The sequence below is a fragment of the Comamonas sp. wu1-DMT genome (genome assembly GCF_040187805.1).
Taxonomy (GTDB): domain Bacteria; phylum Pseudomonadota; class Gammaproteobacteria; order Burkholderiales; family Burkholderiaceae_C; genus Comamonas; species Comamonas thiooxydans.
Genome location: NZ_JBANEM010000027.1, coordinates 16,116 through 31,159, shown reverse-complemented (window position 1 = coordinate 31,159; position 15,044 = coordinate 16,116). Strand labels below are relative to the sequence as shown.

Below are 15,044 nucleotides of genomic sequence, written 5' to 3'. Positions count from 1 at the left end.
CTGGCCGTCGCCGGGATGTAAGGTAATGGAGTCTGGGTGGTGGGCATTTTTTGCACAATGACCAGCCGAACGGAGGTATTGCGGCAAAGCCGAGATAATACCGTATCCCCTGTGAATAACTTCTACTGTCAGGGTTAGAAACACTGCTTTACACGCGGCGGCCCTGTTAAATAATTTCTATGGCATTGAACGATCAAGACATTGCGCGCATCGCCAACTTGGCCCGCCTTGAACTGTCACAAGACGAAAGTAAGCGCATGCTCGCGCAACTAAACAACTTTTTCGGCATCGTCGAAAAAATGCAGGCTGTGGATACTTCGGGCGTCAGCCCTCTGTCACATCCGGTGGCAGCCATCCAGGACGTCGCCTTACGGCTACGTGACGATTTGGTAAGTGAGGGCAATAACCGCGACGCCAACATGCAGAACGCCCCTGCAGCCGAAAAGGGTTACTTCCTCGTGCCCAAGGTCATCGAATAAACGCGCGGAACCACAAGAACATGAGCCAAACCGAACTCCACCAATTGAGCGTGGCCGAGCTGGCCGCGCAGCTGCGCGCCAAGCAGGTCTCTGCCACCGAAGCCGCCCAGCATTTCCTGGCCCGCGCCAAGCAGCACCAGAACCTGGGCGCTTTTGTCGCCATCAATGAAGATGCCACCCTGGCCCAGGCCAAGGCGGCCGACGCCCTGATCGCCGAAGGCAAGGGCGGCAAGCTGGCCGGCGTGCCCATTGCGCACAAGGACATCTTCGTCACCAAGGACTTCCCCACCACCGCCGCCAGCAAGATGCTGGAGGGCTACCAATCGCCGTTTGACGCCACCGTGGTGCGCAAGCTGGCGGAGTCCGGCGTGGTCACCCTGGGCAAGCTCAACTGCGACGAATTCGCCATGGGCGGCGCCAACGAGAACTCGGCCGTGGCCCCCGTGGGCTTTGACGCGGCACAGCCCGTGCGCAACCCCTGGAACAACGAGCGCGTGCCCGGCGGCTCCTCGGGCGGCTCGGCCGCTGCCGTGGCCGCGCGTCTGGCCCCGGCCGTGACCGGCACCGACACCGGCGGCTCCATCCGCCAGCCCGCCTCGTTCTGCGGCATCACCGGCATCAAGCCCACCTATGGCCGCGCCAGCCGCTACGGCATGATCGCCTTTGCCTCCAGCCTCGACCAGGCCGGCCCCATGGGCCGCAGTGCCGAAGATTGCGCGCTGCTGCTCTCCGAGATGTGCGGCCCCGATCTGGACCGCGACTCCACCAGCCTGGACTACCCGGCCGAGGACTTCGCTGCCCGCCTGGGTGACTCGATCGAAGACCTGCGCATCGGCGTGCCCGCCGAGTTCTTTGGTGAAGGCCTGTCCGACGATGTCCGCGCAGCCGTCGACGCAGCGCTCAAGGAATACGAAAAGCTGGGCGCCAAGCTGGTGCCCGTGAGCCTGCCGCGCACCGAACTGTCCGTGCCCGTGTACTACATCCTGGCTCCGGCCGAGGCTTCGTCCAATCTGTCGCGCTTTGACGGCGTGAAGTTCGGCCATCGCGCCGCCAAGTACGAAGACCTCAACGACATGTACAAAAAGACCCGCGCCGAAGGCTTTGGTGACGAGGTCAAGCGCCGCATCATGATCGGCGCCTATGTGCTGTCCGAAGGCTATTACGATGCCTACTACCTGCAGGCACAGAAGATCCGCCGCATGATTGCCGACGACTTCCAGGCCGCCTTCAAGGACTGCGACGTCATCGCCGGCGCGGCCGCGCCGACGACGGCCTGGGCCATTGGCGGCAAGGCCGATCCGGTCAGCAACTACCTGGCAGACATCTTCACCCTGCCCGCATCGCTGGCCGGCCTGCCCGGTCTCAGCCTGCCCGCAGGCTTCGGCGACGGCGGCATGCCCGTGGGCCTGCAGCTGATTGGCAACTACTTCAGCGAAGCCAAACTGCTGAACGCGGCCCACCGCTTCCAGCAAGCGACAGACTTCCACCTGAAGAGCCCCGCCGGCATTTAAATGAAACACCCCCTGAGTCGCTTCGCGCCTTCCCCCTCAAGGGGGACGACAGCCTCGCTGCGGGGCGGCCCTTGCTCGCTGTCCCTGGATCGGGCCGCGCCGGTTTCATGCGCGGCGCCATGGATACAGCCCACTTTTTGAAGCAAGAACATGACTGTGAAACTAATCAATGGCTACGAAGTCGTCATCGGCTTCGAAACCCACACCCAGCTGGCGACCAACAGCAAGATCTTCAGCCGTGCCAGCACCGCCTTCGGCGCCGAGCCCAACACCCAGGCCAGCGCCGTGGACCTGGCCCTGCCCGGCACGCTGCCGGTGATGAACAAGAAGGCCGTGGAATGCGCAATCAAGCTCGGCCTGTCGCTGGGCTCGACGATTGCGCCGCGTTCCATCTTCGCGCGCAAGAACTACTTCTACCCCGACCTGCCCAAGGGCTACCAGATCTCCCAGTTCGAGATCCCCGTGGTGCAAGGCGGTGAAGTCAGCTTCTATCTGGAAGAAGGCAAGAACAACGTCCTCAAGACCGTGCGCCTGGTGCGCGCCCACCTGGAGGAAGATGCCGGCAAGTCCGTGCACGACGAGTTCATCGGCCAGTCCGGCATCGATTTGAACCGCGCCGGCACGCCGCTGCTGGAAATCGTGACTGAGCCCGATATCCGCTCCACCGCCGAAGCCGTAGCCTACGCCAAGGAGCTGCACAAGATCGTCACCTGGATCGGCATCTGCGACGGCAATATGCAGGAAGGTTCGTTCCGCTGCGACGCCAACGTCTCCGTGCGCAAGCCCGGCCAGCCGCTGGGCACCCGCCGCGAGATCAAGAACCTGAACTCGTTCAGGAATATGCAGATCGCCATCGACTACGAAATCCTCTGGCAGATCGAGCAGATCGAGGACGGCCACAAGATCCAGCAGGCGACCGTGCTGTTCAACCCCGACACGGGCGAGACCCGCGCCATGCGCACCAAGGAAGACGCGGCCGACTACCGCTACTTCCCCGACCCCGACCTGCCTCCGCTGGTCGTGGCGCCCGAATGGGTGGAGCAGGTCAAGGCCGAGATGCCCGAGCTGCCCCGCGCCATGGCCGCGCGCTTTGTCGAGCAATACAGCCTGCCCGAGTACGACGCCACCACGCTGACGCAAAGCCAGGCCATGGCCGCCTACTTTGAAGCCGCCGCCAAGACCTGCGGCCAGCCCAAGCTGGCGTCCAACTGGGTCATGGGCGAGATCTCGCGCCGCCTGAACATGGAAGAGATCGGCATGGACCAGGTCAAGGTCAGCGCCGAGCAGCTGGGCACCCTGATCGCCCGTATCCACGGCAATGTCATCAGCAACAACTCGGCCAAGCAGGTGTTTGAAGCCCTGTGGACCGGTGAAGGCTCCGATGTGGACGCCATCATCGAAGCCAAGGACCTCAAGCAGTCCAACGACACCGGCGCACTGGAAGCCATCATCAACGAGGTGATTGCTGCCAACCCTGCCAACGTGGAGCAATACCGCGCCGGCAAGGACAAGGCCTTCAACGCCCTGGTCGGTCAGGTCATGAAGGCGTCCAAGGGCAAGGCCAACCCCGGCCAGGTCAATGAGCTGCTCAAGGCCAAGCTGGCCTAACTCTGTTACAAGCACGTCCCTCAAGGCGTGCCTCTGCCCCCAGATAATGGGAGCACGCTCCAGGGCCGCAGGCAGCATATGCCTGCGGCCTTATTACTTGCAGCTCATCCCAGTCCTCGGTCCCCATGCCCTGTGGCGCCTGCCCAGGAAAAAATCAGTGATCTTCTCGAACGCCTCACTCATCGAATCCGAAAAAGAGCGCAACCTCTGCAGCAAGTTTTTTGCCGGTTACTTTTTCAACGAATTCACGGCCGGCTATGCCAAGCGCATCGTCCAGTTCAACCGCTACATCCAGGAAGTCACGGGCCGCGAAGACCTGGGCATTCAAAGCCCCCATATCTCGTTTGACACCCACGCCTACCTGTGCCACGAACGCCTGCGCAGCAAGCTGGCCGATGTGCTCATCTCAGACCCTGCGCGCCAGGTCTTTCTGTTCATCGAGACCAAATACCTGAGCAACTGGACTTACGCCGCCGATGTGGCCAAAGGGCTGGAGCGCCTGGACAAGGTCTTCGACGCCGACAAGAAGCCCCATCTGGCGGACGCATGCCAGCATTACTTTGTGCTGACCTCGCGCCGCAAGGAAGAAGCCGCAGGCCGCCCGGTGCAGCACTACGCCCCGGTGAATGGACCTATCTATGTTCCCACCCCTGCGAGGCACGCAGAAGCTGTGGCCGAGGGCGATGGCCCTGAGTCTGCAAAGGCTTCTTTCACCAGCCTGCTGTACTGGGAGGATTTGGCGCAGATGTGCGACCGCTCGGAAGTGCGCCAGTACATGGAGGCGCGGTTGAAGTTGTGCGTGAGCAGTTCGCGAAATCAGCATAAGGCGGGGTATTTTTTGCCGGGGGCGTGATAGTTAGGTGTCTGCTCCCCTCGCAGGCGCAGCCGAAGGAACGGGGGCAGTAGGGGCTGGCTCTTTGCCTACTTTCTGGTGGTCCGGCATACCGGTAGCAGAAAGTAGGTCGGCATGGCGGGCTGAGGCCCGCCCACTGTCCACTAATCAGGCATGTCGCTAAAACAGAGGCTTCAAACCAAATGGGCCTCCAACCCGATCACCTCAGGCACTGACAGCTATTAAAAAAGCATTGCTTTGTCGCCAGCGACAGAGGCCGGGATTTCGCCCCGGCTGGCGACTCACTTTCTTGCTTGTGCAAGAAAGTGAGCAAAGAACACAAACCCGACTGTCTGCGTCCCTGCGCTTCGCTCCGGGCAAACCTGCGTCACGCCATTCAGACTGCGGTGCCGCCCAACTCGCTGCGCGCTTGCAGCGCTTCGCTCAAACAAGCGGCGGCAGGTCAGAGCACGATGCAACGCTGTCCTGCGGCAGCGTTGCCCACAGCCTGAACCGCGTGCCGCAGGCGCTGACACACGGGTGGAAGCGGGTGCGGACGGCCTGCGAGAGTTATGACGAAATTGGCTTCTTTCGCTTATCTGTATTGCGGTAGCAGCTATTAATTTTCCAAAGAAGCTATCCCGTATCCAGTATTGCCCCTTGTGCCCACGCCTGCGACGGCAAGTTCTTGAGGCTGACAGTTGCACCGCAGAGTGCAACTGCATCGTCATCACTTTTACGGCAACCTGTTTGAGCGAAGCGCTGCAAGCGCGCAGTGAGTTTTGCCGCACAGCCCCAAGAGCTTGACGGCGCAGGTTGCCCCATAGCGAAGTGAAACGCAGCGAAGGGGTCGTTGGCAGCAGGGGCCGGCTCTTTGCCCAAAAAGCAGGCATGCAGACAGCTCCGTCATCCAGAAGAAGGGCTGAAGTCGAATTACGAGCCAAACCAGCCCCAAGCACAGACAACACCAGCACCAACCGCTATCAATTCCTCAAACCACCGCTTACATAAAGCCGAGGTAAAGCGCACACCAAACCCACACAAATCTGCGCACAATCCGGCGCAAACCTCATACTTTTGCGCTCCATGCTCTCAAAGCTGCTCAAGCCCCTGCTCTGGCTGCTGGCCCTGTGCCTGGCGGTCTATATCTGTATCTGCAGCTATATGTTTGCGCAGCAGCGCCAGATGATTTTTCCGGGCGGCGGCACGCAGGTGGCGGCCGAGAGCACCGATTTCTCGCTGCAACGCGCCGATGTGCTGCTGCGGGGCTGGCAGCTACACCCGGCGGATGGCAAGGCGCGCAATGCGGTGATCTACTTTGGAGGGAATGCCGAGAACATTGCCCACCGGCGCCAGCAGCTGTCGCGCAGCCTGCCGCACAGCGATATCTATATGCTGGCCTACCGCGGTTATGGCGCCAGCGAGGGCGAGCCCACGCAAGAGCTGATGGAGCTCGATGCCGCAGCCTTGTTCGATGAGGTCAGGCGCCTGCACCCCGAGCTACCCATCACCGTGATCGGCCGCAGCCTGGGCACGGGCGTGGCGGCTGCCGTGGCCGACCTGCGCCAGCCGGACCAGTTGGTGCTGGTCACGCCCTTCGACAGCATTCTGAACACGGTACGCGGCATGTATGGCTGGCTACCTGTGGAACTGCTGCTGCGCGACCCGTTCGACTCTGCCGCGCATCTGCGCAATTACCATGGGCCGATTCTGGTGCTGCGCGCCGGACGCGATCAGGTGGTGCAGCCCGAGCGCACCGACGCCCTGCTGCACAGCCTCAGGGACAAGGCTGTGCAGGTGCAGGCATTCGCCCAGGCGAATCACTCGACCATCTTCCGCGCCAACGGCTTCTGGAGCGCCATAGAGCAGTTCGTGGACGGGCATCACAAAGCGGCCTGAAAGGCCTCCGACGCTCCCAGCAGGTGCTGTCCGGCGATGCGTTAAGTGCCAGTCAAATCCTTGACGACCGTCGTCGCGCCGTTTTTCCTGACGGACTCGATACCCGCATCGCGCGAGGCCACCGAGGCATAGAGCTGGCTGCTGCCTATGACCTGGTGGTTGGCGGCCTTGAGGTTGAAATGCTCCTTGCCATTGCTGGCGGTCTTTTTCTCGTAGCGCTCGGCCAGCGGGCTGTTGGTCTGCACCGAGGCGATGCCGTTCTCGGCCGCCGCCCGGGTCTTGTACAGCTCGCTGGTGAGAATGATCTCGCCGTTGCCGGCCTTGAGCACAAACCGGAACTGCCCATCGCTGCTCTTGCTCAACTCGAAATGACCTGCCATCGGTTTCTCCTTGGTTGCAAAAAGCGGCCTGCGCCGCGGGGGTAGCCCGCACACTATAAAACCATCACCGCTGAAACCGGACATCTCATGACCGGCTCCAGCGTTCATGAATCCAACCCTGTCAGCTTTTCATAGTGCTTTCAGAAGACGGCTGATCAAGCCCCAGGCCTTCTGCCAAGCCCTCGGCATAGCCGAGCATCAGCGTGCGCCGTGATAGCAGCACGGACGCCAACTGCGCCCAGCCCGCATGTTCCCGCACCTCGTCCTGCCCCTGACCGTAGAGCATGCGCAAATCCTCTATCAGCCGATCGACCAGCACCGCATCGGGCAAGCTGGCGCGCACAAATCCCATCCAGGCGGCGCCCATGCCGAAGAAGCGATAACCATATTGCGCCGCAAGATGACGAATGACGGCGCGGTTCTGGAAGCTGTCCCAGTCCGCGCTGAAATAGCCGTTGGGCTGGCCCGCAATCATGAGCTCGTCGTCGGGCACGGGCAGACACTGGACATAGACCACCTCGTCGAGCAGCACCTCGGGCCTGCGGTTGGCCTGCAGCAGGGCATCCACGTCCTCCGCAGCCAGCAGCAGCGTGCCGCAGACCTGCGCCCAGTCCTGCACCAGCTCGGGCCGCTGCAGCTGCGCCACGCGGTGCTGCAGCGAAGCCAGCGTCAGGGCCTGCTCCTGCGCCGGGTCCTCCCAGTCCATGTCGTCGGGACTGTCCAGATACAGGCGCTCATCCTGGCTCGCATGGCCGCTGGTGTAGCTGCACTGACTCACATCGTCCAGCGTGCACAGATAGCGATGTGCAGGGTCGGCGGCACGCAGCGCGTCCAGCCGCTCCAGCACCTCGTCCAGCGTCTTGAACTCCTGCAGCCATTCATGGGCGAATCCGAAGTTGCCCTGGCGGTATTCGGCCTGTTCCCCGTCGAATCCTCCTGTCTTCATTTGCGCAGCACCCGGCGATAAAAGAACACACACAGGCCCACGAAATAGGCCAGGCCCAGCCACATGGCGGGCGCAAAGCCTTCGCCAACCAGGGCCAGCGGTGCGTCCTTGCCGCTGAAGCCTATGAGTGCCGCAATCAGCAGGCCCATCAGGCTCTCGCCCACGATCAAGCCGGAGGCCAGCAGCAGGCCTCGCTCCTCGGCCGCCGCCGTCCAGTCCTTGCCGCCGCGCTGCGCATAGGCCTTGATGGCTCTGGCAATGCACCAGCCCAGCACCGCGCCTATGGTCAGCGTCAGGCCTATGGTGGGCGGCAGATAGATGCCCAGGCCCACAGCCAGCGGCGGCAGCGCGCCCTTGCCGCTCTTGCGCAGGGTCAGATCGATCAGGATGACGGCAATGCCCACGGCCACGCCCAGACCCAGCATGCTCCAGTCCAGCGAGCCCTTGAAGATGCCGCTGGCAATCTGCATCATCAGCGTGGCCTGTGGCGCGGCCAGGGCCTGATTCGGGTCCATGCCGGCACGCGGCATGCTGCCGGCAAAACCGTAGGCGTTGTAGAGCAGATCCAGCACGGGCGGTATGACCAGCGCGCCCACCAGACAGCCGATGATGAGCACGATCTGCTGACGCCAGGGCGTGGCCCCCACCAGATAGCCGGTCTTGAGATCCTGCAGGTTGTCGTTGGAGATCGCAGCCATGGCCAGAACGGCTGAAACCATGAACAGCACCAGCGCAATGCCCATCTGCCCCGCGACGGCGCTGGCATAGGCAGGCACCAGGGCATGCAGCGCCAGCAGGGCCACGCCCATGAGCAGGGTGGCGATGATGCCGATGCCCGAGATGGGACTGGCCGACGAGCCCACCAGACCGGCCATATAGCCGCAGGCCGCCGCCACCAGAAAGCCGAACAGGGCCGCGAACAGCACGCACAAGGCCGCCAGGCCGTAGCGTGCGCCAGCGGCCAGATCGGGCATATGCCCGGCGATGAAGTCATTGACCACCAGGAACAGCACGCCCAGGGCGGCGGCACCTATCGTCAGCATCCAGCTGCGCGGCATGTCCTTGTCGGTTTCGTCGCCACCGCCGCTCTCGGCAACGCTGCGTGCAGGCTGGTTGCGAATCGCCTGGACAATGGGCTTGGCCAGCGTGGCCACGGTCCACAGCGCCGAGATGCCGATGACGCCCGCCCCCAGAAAGCGGGCCTTGCTGCCCCAGAGCTGGGTGGACAGCTCGGAGAGCGCCTGGCCGGCCGCAGGAGAAGCCTGGGCCGTCAGCCAGGGCACGACCACGCCCCAGCACAGCGCCAGCCCCGCAAGCACGGCAATGCCTGCGGCCGCCCCCATCAGATAGCCGGCAGCCAGCAGGGCGGGCGAAAAGCCTGCCGCCACGCGAAAGGCCACGCTGCCTGCGGGAATCCAGAAATTGAAGGCATCGCCAAGCAGGCGCAGACCGCCGCTGAAAAAGCCGAACAGCGCAGCCAGCCCCGTGCCCCAACCCAGCTCGCGCAAGCCCGAACTACGCGGTTTGCCCAGGTTCTCCGGATCGTGAAGATGGCGCTGCTCATCGCCTACGCGCAACACCTCGGCAGCGGCCACGCCTTCGGGATAGGGCAGCTCGGACTGCACCACCAGCACGCGGCGCAGGGGCACGGTGTAGAGCACGCCCAGCGTGCCGCCGGCCGCGCAGATCAATGCCGTCTGCCAGAACGGGAAACCCGTCCACAGCCCCAGCATGAGCAATGCCGGCAGCACAAAGATGACCGAAGACAAGGTGCCGGCCGCGGAGGCCTGGGTCTGCACCAGATTGTTTTCAAGGATGTTGGAATCCTTGAAGCGATAGAGCAGCGCCATGGAGATCACGGCAGCGGGAATCGCCGAGGCAAAGGTCAACCCGACCTTGAGCCCCAGATAGACGTTGGCGGCGGTGAACGCCAGGGTGATGAGCGCGCCAAGCAGCACGCCACGAAAGGTGAACTCTCTCTTGATTGGTGTATTCATTGTGCAAGCGGGAGGGTCTGTAACGGCACAAGCCTAGCATCAGCGGCGCGCAACACCATGTCCGTCGCGCGCCGTTCGGGCCAGCTCCTGGCATTGCCAATGGCCGGTCCATGAAAAAAGGAGACCAAGGTCTCCTTTTCCGTTCAGCGGCCAAGGCTTCAGAACAGCACGCGGCAGCGGATGGTGCCCGCAATCTGCGCGAGCTTTTCCAGCGCCAGCGCCGAGGACTTGGCATCGATATCGATCACCACATAGCCCACTTTTTCATCGGTACGCAGGTACTGACCGGCGATATTGATGCCGTTGTCGGCAAACACCTGGTTGATGGCAGAGAGAATGCCGGGGCGATTCTCGTGCACATGCAGGATGCGGTTGTTGCCGGGGTGCTCGGGCAGCGCCACTTCGGGGAAGTTGACGGCCGATGTGGTCGTGCCGTTGTCGCTGTACTTGACCAGCTTTTCCGCCACTTCCAGACCGATATTGGCCTGCGCCTCCATGGTGGAGCCGCCGATATGCGGCGTGAGGATGACGTTGTCCATGCCGCGCAGCGGCGACAGGAATTCGTCCTTGTTGCTCTTGGGCTCCTTGGGGAAGACGTCGATGGCCGCGCCCAGCAGCTTGCCGCTTTGCAGCGACTCCGCCAGCGCCTCGATATCGACCACCGTGCCGCGCGATGCATTGATGAGAATGCTGCCGGGCTTCATGGCGGCAATCTGCGCCGCTCCCATCATGCCGTTGGTGGAGGCCAGCTCGGGCACATGCAGGGTGACGATGTCGGACTGGGCCAGCAGCTCGTTGAGACCGCTGCTCTGCTGGGCATTGCCCAGCGGCAGCTTGGTCACCGCGTCGTGGAAGATGACCTTCATGCCCAGGCTTTCGGCCAGCACCGACAGCTGGGTGCCGATGGAGCCATAGCCGACGATGCCCAGCGTCTTGCCGCGGATCTCGAAGGAATTCTCCGCGCTCTTCTTCCAGCCGCCGCGGTGGGAGACGGCATTCTTTTCGGGGATGCCGCGCAGCAGCAAAATGGCTTCGCCCAGCACCAGCTCCGCCACCGAACGGGTATTGGAGTAAGGCGCGTTGAAGACCACCACACCGCGCTCGCGCGCTGCGTTGAGATCCACCTGGTTGGTGCCGATGCAAAAGCAGCCCACGGCCACCAGCTTCTGCGCGGCCGCGAACACATCGGCCGTGAGCTGGGTGCGCGAGCGGATGCCGACAAAGTGCACATCGGCAATCTTGCGCTTGAGCTCCTCGCCGTCCAGCGCGCCGGTCAGTGCCTCCACATTGGTGTAGCCCGCGTCATGCAGCACCTTGAGCGCAGAGGGATGTATGCCCTCGAGCAGCAAAAACTTGATCTTCGATTTATCCAGCGACGTCTTACCCATGATCCAGCCTCGATCCATCAAAACTCCATTACAGCGGTTTCGTAATTCCGTTACAGGATCTGGGTGCATCGCCCCTTCGTGAAGTGCAGAGGAGCCGCACTGGCGTCCCTGGCCCAAAAACAAGCACTGGGCGGGACGGAAGCGTGCATGTGTCGACTCAGCTGTAACAAATTACGACTTTCCGATTCGCTTCCTACAATCGCGATCATTCACGCGCTTCCAATTTCATAGTTGAAAGTGCAGACCACTCATGCTTTTTACAAGGATTTGCTGCCTATGCTGACCCTCTTGCGCCGCGCAGAAGATTTGCTGATTCAAGTTCTGCGTCTTGTCTTGCTCGCCTTTTCCATCTTTGTGCTGTTTGGCATGGGCCACTGGATCTGGGACCACTACAAGCCCAAGAAGCCCGATATCGCCACTGCCGGCGCAACGGCGCTGAACTGGAAGGATGCGCCCTACGACCTCAAGTACATGGAAGAAGAAACCGGCCGCGACCTGAGCGTCCTCGGCAACGCCGTGCCCATGGAAAAGCGTCTGGCCGACCCCGCCCTGCGTCCTGATTTCCGCAAGGCCGACGGCCTGCTGCGTGGCTTCATCTACCGGGACACGGCTGCGCGCAAACGCGTAGAAACGGAAAACAGCAGCCAGGGCCTGGATCCCATCCACCCCCTGCTCAAGGGCGATGCCCTGCCCTCGGCCGACGATGTCAACCGCCAGATCAAGATGCGCGAGGCACGTGAAAACTCCTGCTGCGACAAGGAGGCAGCCGACGCGGCCGCTGCCGAAGTGGATGCAGCCTGGACGGCGCGCCGCATCTCGCTGACCCGCGAGGACCGCATGGCCAGAGCCGCCGCAGATGCTGCAGCCGATGCAGCGATTGCGGCAGCTGCCGAGGCTTCGGGCGAAGACGCCATGCTGATGGATCCGGTGAACCTGGCCTCAGAAATCAACGACCGTGCCCAGGCCGCCGAGATGGAGCATGGCGAGGGCTCGTACACAGCCTACATCAAGGGGCTGCCCGTGGCGCTGGAGAAGGTGCTGAGCAATGAAAGCCTGGCCAAGAAGCTGCAGCAGCAGTCCGCTCCGCAGATCGTCAACACCTTGCTGACCAACTACACACTGTCGTTCGACCGCACGGCCGCCAAGCTGCGCGGCGACAACCCCGATGAGGAGAAGTGGGAGTTTCTGGGCATGGACACGGCTTTTGCCACGCTGCTGATTTCCTGCCTGGTGATGGTGATGATGGCGCTGGTGATGTTCCGTATGGAGCGCCATCTGCGCGGCATCGGCGCGCAATCGGGTCAAAAGTCCTGATCTCCCGGCTCCGGCACAAAGGCCGGAGCTTGCGCTATGGTTTCGGGCCCGCCGCTGTACAGCAGGCGGGCCCTTTTCTTTTCAGTTCAGCGATATCACCATGAGCACCACCCGTAGCAGTACCGTCCCCGTCCACGCGCAATTCGTCGAGCGCATGTCGCCGCGCGCCTTTGTGCCTGAAGCACTGAGCGCTGCCCAGATCGAGCAACTGGTGGAAGCCGCCCGCTGGGCGCCTTCGGCCAGCAACAAGCAGCCCTGGCACTTTGCCTACGCCCTGCGCGATGACACGAACTGGCAAGCGTTCTCGCAGATCCCCAACGAAGCCAACCGCCGCTGGTGCCTGAATGGCGGCGCGCTGATCGTGCTGCTGTCGGACAGGCAGGCTTCCGCCGCCAAGCACAGCTTCGATGCGGGCTGTGCCTGGGGCTATCTGGCGCTGCAGGCCCATGCCATGGGTCTGGCCACGCACGCCATGGGCGGCTTCTCTGCCGATGAAGCCCGCAAGGTGCTGAACCTGCCCGAGCATCTGGTGCCCGAATGCGTGATCGCCGTGGGCCGCCGCGCCGATGCCTCCACGCTGCCCGACGATCTGCGCGAGCGCGAGCAGCCCTCTGACCGCAAGCCGCTGACCGAAATGCTGAGTGCCGGAGCCGTTCAAGCCTCCGCAACCGCCTGAAGCGGAGCAATCCCGCCAAAGCTCCACAGCTCACCCTGTGGAGCTTTTTTTGACAGAATTGCCGCATTAATCAATACAACATTGCGGGAGCAGCTATCAAATTTGCGCCCCGTAGCCTGAGCCTATGTCCGTCATGCAAACAATGTGGCAGCGCCTGGGGCCGGTGGCCTCGCGCCCTTCTTGGAAAGAGCTGATCCGCGCCAGCATTGGCGCAGGCCTGGGCCTGGCTCTGGCCGGCATTCTGGTGGGGCTGGTCGAGCATTTCTTTCCCAACACCCTGTTTCTGTTCGCACCGCTGGGCGCCACGGCCGTGCTGGTGTTCGCCGTGCCCAGCAGCCCGCTGGCCCAGCCCTGGAACTGTGTCGTCGGCAACACCGTGCCTGCTCTCTATACCTTGCTGCTGCTCTGGGCCTTTCCCACGCTGTCCCAGACCTCGCTGGCCGCGCTGGCCGTGGCAGGAGCCATTGCCCTGATGCTGCTGCTGCGTGCCCTGCACCCGCCAGGTGGCGCCGTGGCCTTGCTGACGGTACTGGCGGCGGCCCAGATGGCGCCGCTGGGCTGGCATCTGCTGATCCCCATGGCCGTGCTCTCAGGCGTTCTTGCTGCAGTCGGCGTGCTCTACCATCGTGCCTGCGGCCGTCCCTACCTGCACCAGCCGCCCCAGGCGGCCAAGACCCAGCGCCCCACCACGCGCCTGGCGCTGAGCGAGCAGGATCTGGAGCAGCTGTTGCAGCGCTTCGAGCAAAGCTACAACCTGACACCCGAGGACCTGGGCGAGCTGCTGGCCGCCGCCGAGGAGGAAGCCATCAAGCGCCGGCTGTCCAGCGTGAACTGCGGCACCGTCATGTCCGCCAAGCTCCTGACCGTCAGCCCGCAGACTCCGCTCGAAGAGGTCGCCGAGCTGTTTCACCGCCATCTGATCAAAAGCCTTCCCGTGGTCGATGCGCAAGGTGAGCTGATTGGCCGCGTGCTGCGCGCCGACCTGTTCGACTGGCTCTGGCAGGATCACCGCGCGCGCCAGCAGCAAAACCTCTGGCAGCGCCTGCGCAGCCGGCCATCCAAAGTGCAGTCCGTAGCCCAGGAACTGATGCGCGCACCAGAGATGAGCGTGCAGGAAGACACACCCATGGGCGATCTGCTGCACGAGCTGGCATCGCACAGCGTTCAGTTCATTGCCGTGCTGCGCGGCAAAACCCTGGTCGGGGTCATCACGCGCTCCGACGTGATTCGCACCTTGCTCTCCATCAATCAATAGCCATGCGGGCAAAGGCCCTCTTGCCTGACACGGACTGCTGGATAAACTATGGGCAGTACTGGTTTGATTGCCCGAAAAGGAGTTGCTGCCATGGACGCCGTGTTCACCCCCAACCTCGACAAGCTGCGCAACATCGTGCAAAGCTTTGGAGCCAGTTCCTTTACCGCGACACAGGTGGCCACGGAATATGAAGGCAGCACTGCCGGCAGCGAAATCACCAAGACCTTCGAAGAGCTGCTCGCGCACCACGCCACCGTGCTGGGCATTCAGTCCGTGCCGGGCCACCATGTGGTCTGGCGCGCAAACTGAGCCGCTGACAAGCCTCTTCATGCATGCCCACTTCGGTGGGTATTTTCTTTTTCATTCAGGGATCAACTGGGCTAAAGTGCGGCGCCATGTCGCTGATTCCTCTTTCGTTGTGGATGCCGCTGTCCGTTGCGGCCTGCGTGCTGCTGGTACTGGCCGCCGTGGGCTGGCTATGGCGTACCGCCCTTCGCATCCCCGCAGGCAGCCGTGACGGCCGCAATATGCGCAGCATGGCCGCCATTGCCAGCGCAGGCCTGCTGCTATGGCTGGCCTATGGCTTGTTCAAGGGTTATGGGGCGCTGTGGCAAGCCGATGCGCTGATGCTCATGGCTCAGGCACCGCTGCTGGTGCAGATGCCCTTGATCATCGCTGGAGTGGCCTGGATTGCGACCCTGCTGCTGGGCCGCGTCATGACCATGCACAAAGACGGCCACGAAGACTGAAGGCACAGCC

The 15,044-nt window shown here is 62.8% G+C and carries 14 protein-coding genes; 10 read left to right on the top strand and 4 right to left on the bottom strand.

The window, feature by feature from the left end; all coding sequences use genetic code 11:
* Nucleotides 1-179 precede the first annotated feature (179 nt).
* From gatC to V8Z78_RS24545, 5 genes are all read left to right on the top strand, one after another.
* Nucleotides 180-479, top strand: coding sequence for an Asp-tRNA(Asn)/Glu-tRNA(Gln) amidotransferase subunit GatC (gatC, locus tag V8Z78_RS24565; RefSeq protein ID WP_003070403.1), 300 nt, complete (start codon nucleotides 180-182; stop codon nucleotides 477-479).
* 20 nt (nucleotides 480-499) lie between these two features.
* Nucleotides 500-1,990: an Asp-tRNA(Asn)/Glu-tRNA(Gln) amidotransferase subunit GatA gene (gene gatA / locus V8Z78_RS24560; RefSeq protein ID WP_349732326.1), complete on the top strand. Its 1,491-nt coding sequence runs from the start codon at nucleotides 500-502 to the stop codon at nucleotides 1,988-1,990.
* A gap of 150 nt (nucleotides 1,991-2,140) precedes the next feature.
* Nucleotides 2,141-3,598: an Asp-tRNA(Asn)/Glu-tRNA(Gln) amidotransferase subunit GatB gene (gene gatB / locus V8Z78_RS24555; RefSeq protein WP_039050962.1), complete on the top strand. Its 1,458-nt coding sequence runs from the start codon at nucleotides 2,141-2,143 to the stop codon at nucleotides 3,596-3,598.
* A gap of 157 nt (nucleotides 3,599-3,755) precedes the next feature.
* Nucleotides 3,756-4,451, top strand: a complete 696-nt coding sequence (locus V8Z78_RS24550; RefSeq protein WP_046460291.1) for a hypothetical protein — start codon at nucleotides 3,756-3,758, stop codon at nucleotides 4,449-4,451.
* Nucleotides 4,452-5,516: 1,065 nt separating this feature from the next.
* The gene (locus V8Z78_RS24545; protein WP_046460290.1) at nucleotides 5,517-6,329 is read left to right on the top strand and encodes an alpha/beta hydrolase; all 813 of its coding nucleotides are present in this window, start codon (nucleotides 5,517-5,519) and stop codon (nucleotides 6,327-6,329) included.
* A gap of 41 nt (nucleotides 6,330-6,370) precedes the next feature.
* On the opposite strand, the gene V8Z78_RS24540 is transcribed toward V8Z78_RS24545, so the two are convergent.
* The 4 genes from V8Z78_RS24540 to serA form a co-directional block, all read right to left on the bottom strand.
* Nucleotides 6,371-6,709: a YegP family protein gene (locus tag V8Z78_RS24540; RefSeq protein WP_012836750.1), complete on the bottom strand. Its 339-nt coding sequence runs from the start codon at nucleotides 6,707-6,709 to the stop codon at nucleotides 6,371-6,373.
* A gap of 121 nt (nucleotides 6,710-6,830) precedes the next feature.
* Nucleotides 6,831-7,655, bottom strand: coding sequence for a hypothetical protein (locus tag V8Z78_RS24535; RefSeq protein WP_046460289.1), 825 nt, complete (start codon nucleotides 7,653-7,655; stop codon nucleotides 6,831-6,833).
* On the bottom strand, nucleotides 7,652-9,652 hold the full coding sequence (locus tag V8Z78_RS24530; RefSeq protein ID WP_349732325.1) for an OPT family oligopeptide transporter: 2,001 nt from the start codon (nucleotides 9,650-9,652) through the stop codon (nucleotides 7,652-7,654). Before V8Z78_RS24530 ends, V8Z78_RS24535 begins: the two co-directional genes overlap by 4 nt.
* 158 nt (nucleotides 9,653-9,810) lie before the next feature.
* Complete coding sequence (serA, locus tag V8Z78_RS24525; RefSeq protein ID WP_349732324.1) at nucleotides 9,811-11,040, bottom strand: phosphoglycerate dehydrogenase; 1,230 nt, start codon at nucleotides 11,038-11,040, stop codon at nucleotides 9,811-9,813.
* Nucleotides 11,041-11,316: 276 nt separating this feature from the next.
* Here serA and V8Z78_RS24520 point away from each other — a divergent pair, with 276 nt between their 5' ends.
* From V8Z78_RS24520 to V8Z78_RS24500, 5 genes are all read left to right on the top strand, one after another.
* The gene (locus V8Z78_RS24520) at nucleotides 11,317-12,354 is read left to right on the top strand and encodes a hypothetical protein (protein ID WP_349732323.1); all 1,038 of its coding nucleotides are present in this window, start codon (nucleotides 11,317-11,319) and stop codon (nucleotides 12,352-12,354) included.
* Nucleotides 12,355-12,454: 100 nt separating this feature from the next.
* Complete coding sequence (locus V8Z78_RS24515; RefSeq protein WP_279087830.1) at nucleotides 12,455-13,030, top strand: nitroreductase family protein; 576 nt, start codon at nucleotides 12,455-12,457, stop codon at nucleotides 13,028-13,030.
* Nucleotides 13,031-13,163: 133 nt separating this feature from the next.
* Nucleotides 13,164-14,285: an HPP family protein gene (locus V8Z78_RS24510; protein ID WP_223305602.1), complete on the top strand. Its 1,122-nt coding sequence runs from the start codon at nucleotides 13,164-13,166 to the stop codon at nucleotides 14,283-14,285.
* A 90-nt stretch (nucleotides 14,286-14,375) separates the two neighbouring features.
* On the top strand, nucleotides 14,376-14,594 hold the full coding sequence (locus V8Z78_RS24505) for a hypothetical protein (RefSeq protein WP_280008064.1): 219 nt from the start codon (nucleotides 14,376-14,378) through the stop codon (nucleotides 14,592-14,594).
* Between the two features lie 86 nt (nucleotides 14,595-14,680).
* Nucleotides 14,681-15,034 (top strand): hypothetical protein, encoded by a 354-nt coding sequence (locus V8Z78_RS24500; RefSeq protein WP_349732322.1) that lies wholly within the window; start codon nucleotides 14,681-14,683, stop codon nucleotides 15,032-15,034.
* Nucleotides 15,035-15,044 lie beyond the last annotated feature (10 nt).

Bases quoted from the DNA above. Each gene is read 5' to 3' on its own strand.
- serA (WP_349732324.1), bottom strand. From the start codon at position 11,040: ATGGGTAAGACGTCGCTGGATAAATCGAAGATCAAGTTTTTGCTGCTC.
- V8Z78_RS24510 (WP_223305602.1), top strand. From the start codon at position 13,164: ATGCAAACAATGTGGCAGCGCCTGGGGCCGGTGGCCTCGCGCCCTTCT.
- gatA (WP_349732326.1), top strand. From the start codon at position 500: ATGAGCCAAACCGAACTCCACCAATTGAGCGTGGCCGAGCTGGCCGCG.
- V8Z78_RS24505 (WP_280008064.1), top strand. From the start codon at position 14,376: ATGGACGCCGTGTTCACCCCCAACCTCGACAAGCTGCGCAACATCGTG.
- V8Z78_RS24520 (WP_349732323.1), top strand. From the start codon at position 11,317: ATGCTGACCCTCTTGCGCCGCGCAGAAGATTTGCTGATTCAAGTTCTG.
- gatC (WP_003070403.1), top strand. From the start codon at position 180: ATGGCATTGAACGATCAAGACATTGCGCGCATCGCCAACTTGGCCCGC.
- V8Z78_RS24515 (WP_279087830.1), top strand. From the start codon at position 12,455: ATGAGCACCACCCGTAGCAGTACCGTCCCCGTCCACGCGCAATTCGTC.
- V8Z78_RS24500 (WP_349732322.1), top strand. From the start codon at position 14,681: ATGTCGCTGATTCCTCTTTCGTTGTGGATGCCGCTGTCCGTTGCGGCC.
- V8Z78_RS24535 (WP_046460289.1), bottom strand. From the start codon at position 7,655: ATGAAGACAGGAGGATTCGACGGGGAACAGGCCGAATACCGCCAGGGC.
- V8Z78_RS24545 (WP_046460290.1), top strand. From the start codon at position 5,517: ATGCTCTCAAAGCTGCTCAAGCCCCTGCTCTGGCTGCTGGCCCTGTGC.
- gatB (WP_039050962.1), top strand. From the start codon at position 2,141: ATGACTGTGAAACTAATCAATGGCTACGAAGTCGTCATCGGCTTCGAA.
- V8Z78_RS24530 (WP_349732325.1), bottom strand. From the start codon at position 9,652: ATGAATACACCAATCAAGAGAGAGTTCACCTTTCGTGGCGTGCTGCTT.
- V8Z78_RS24540 (WP_012836750.1), bottom strand. From the start codon at position 6,709: ATGGCAGGTCATTTCGAGTTGAGCAAGAGCAGCGATGGGCAGTTCCGG.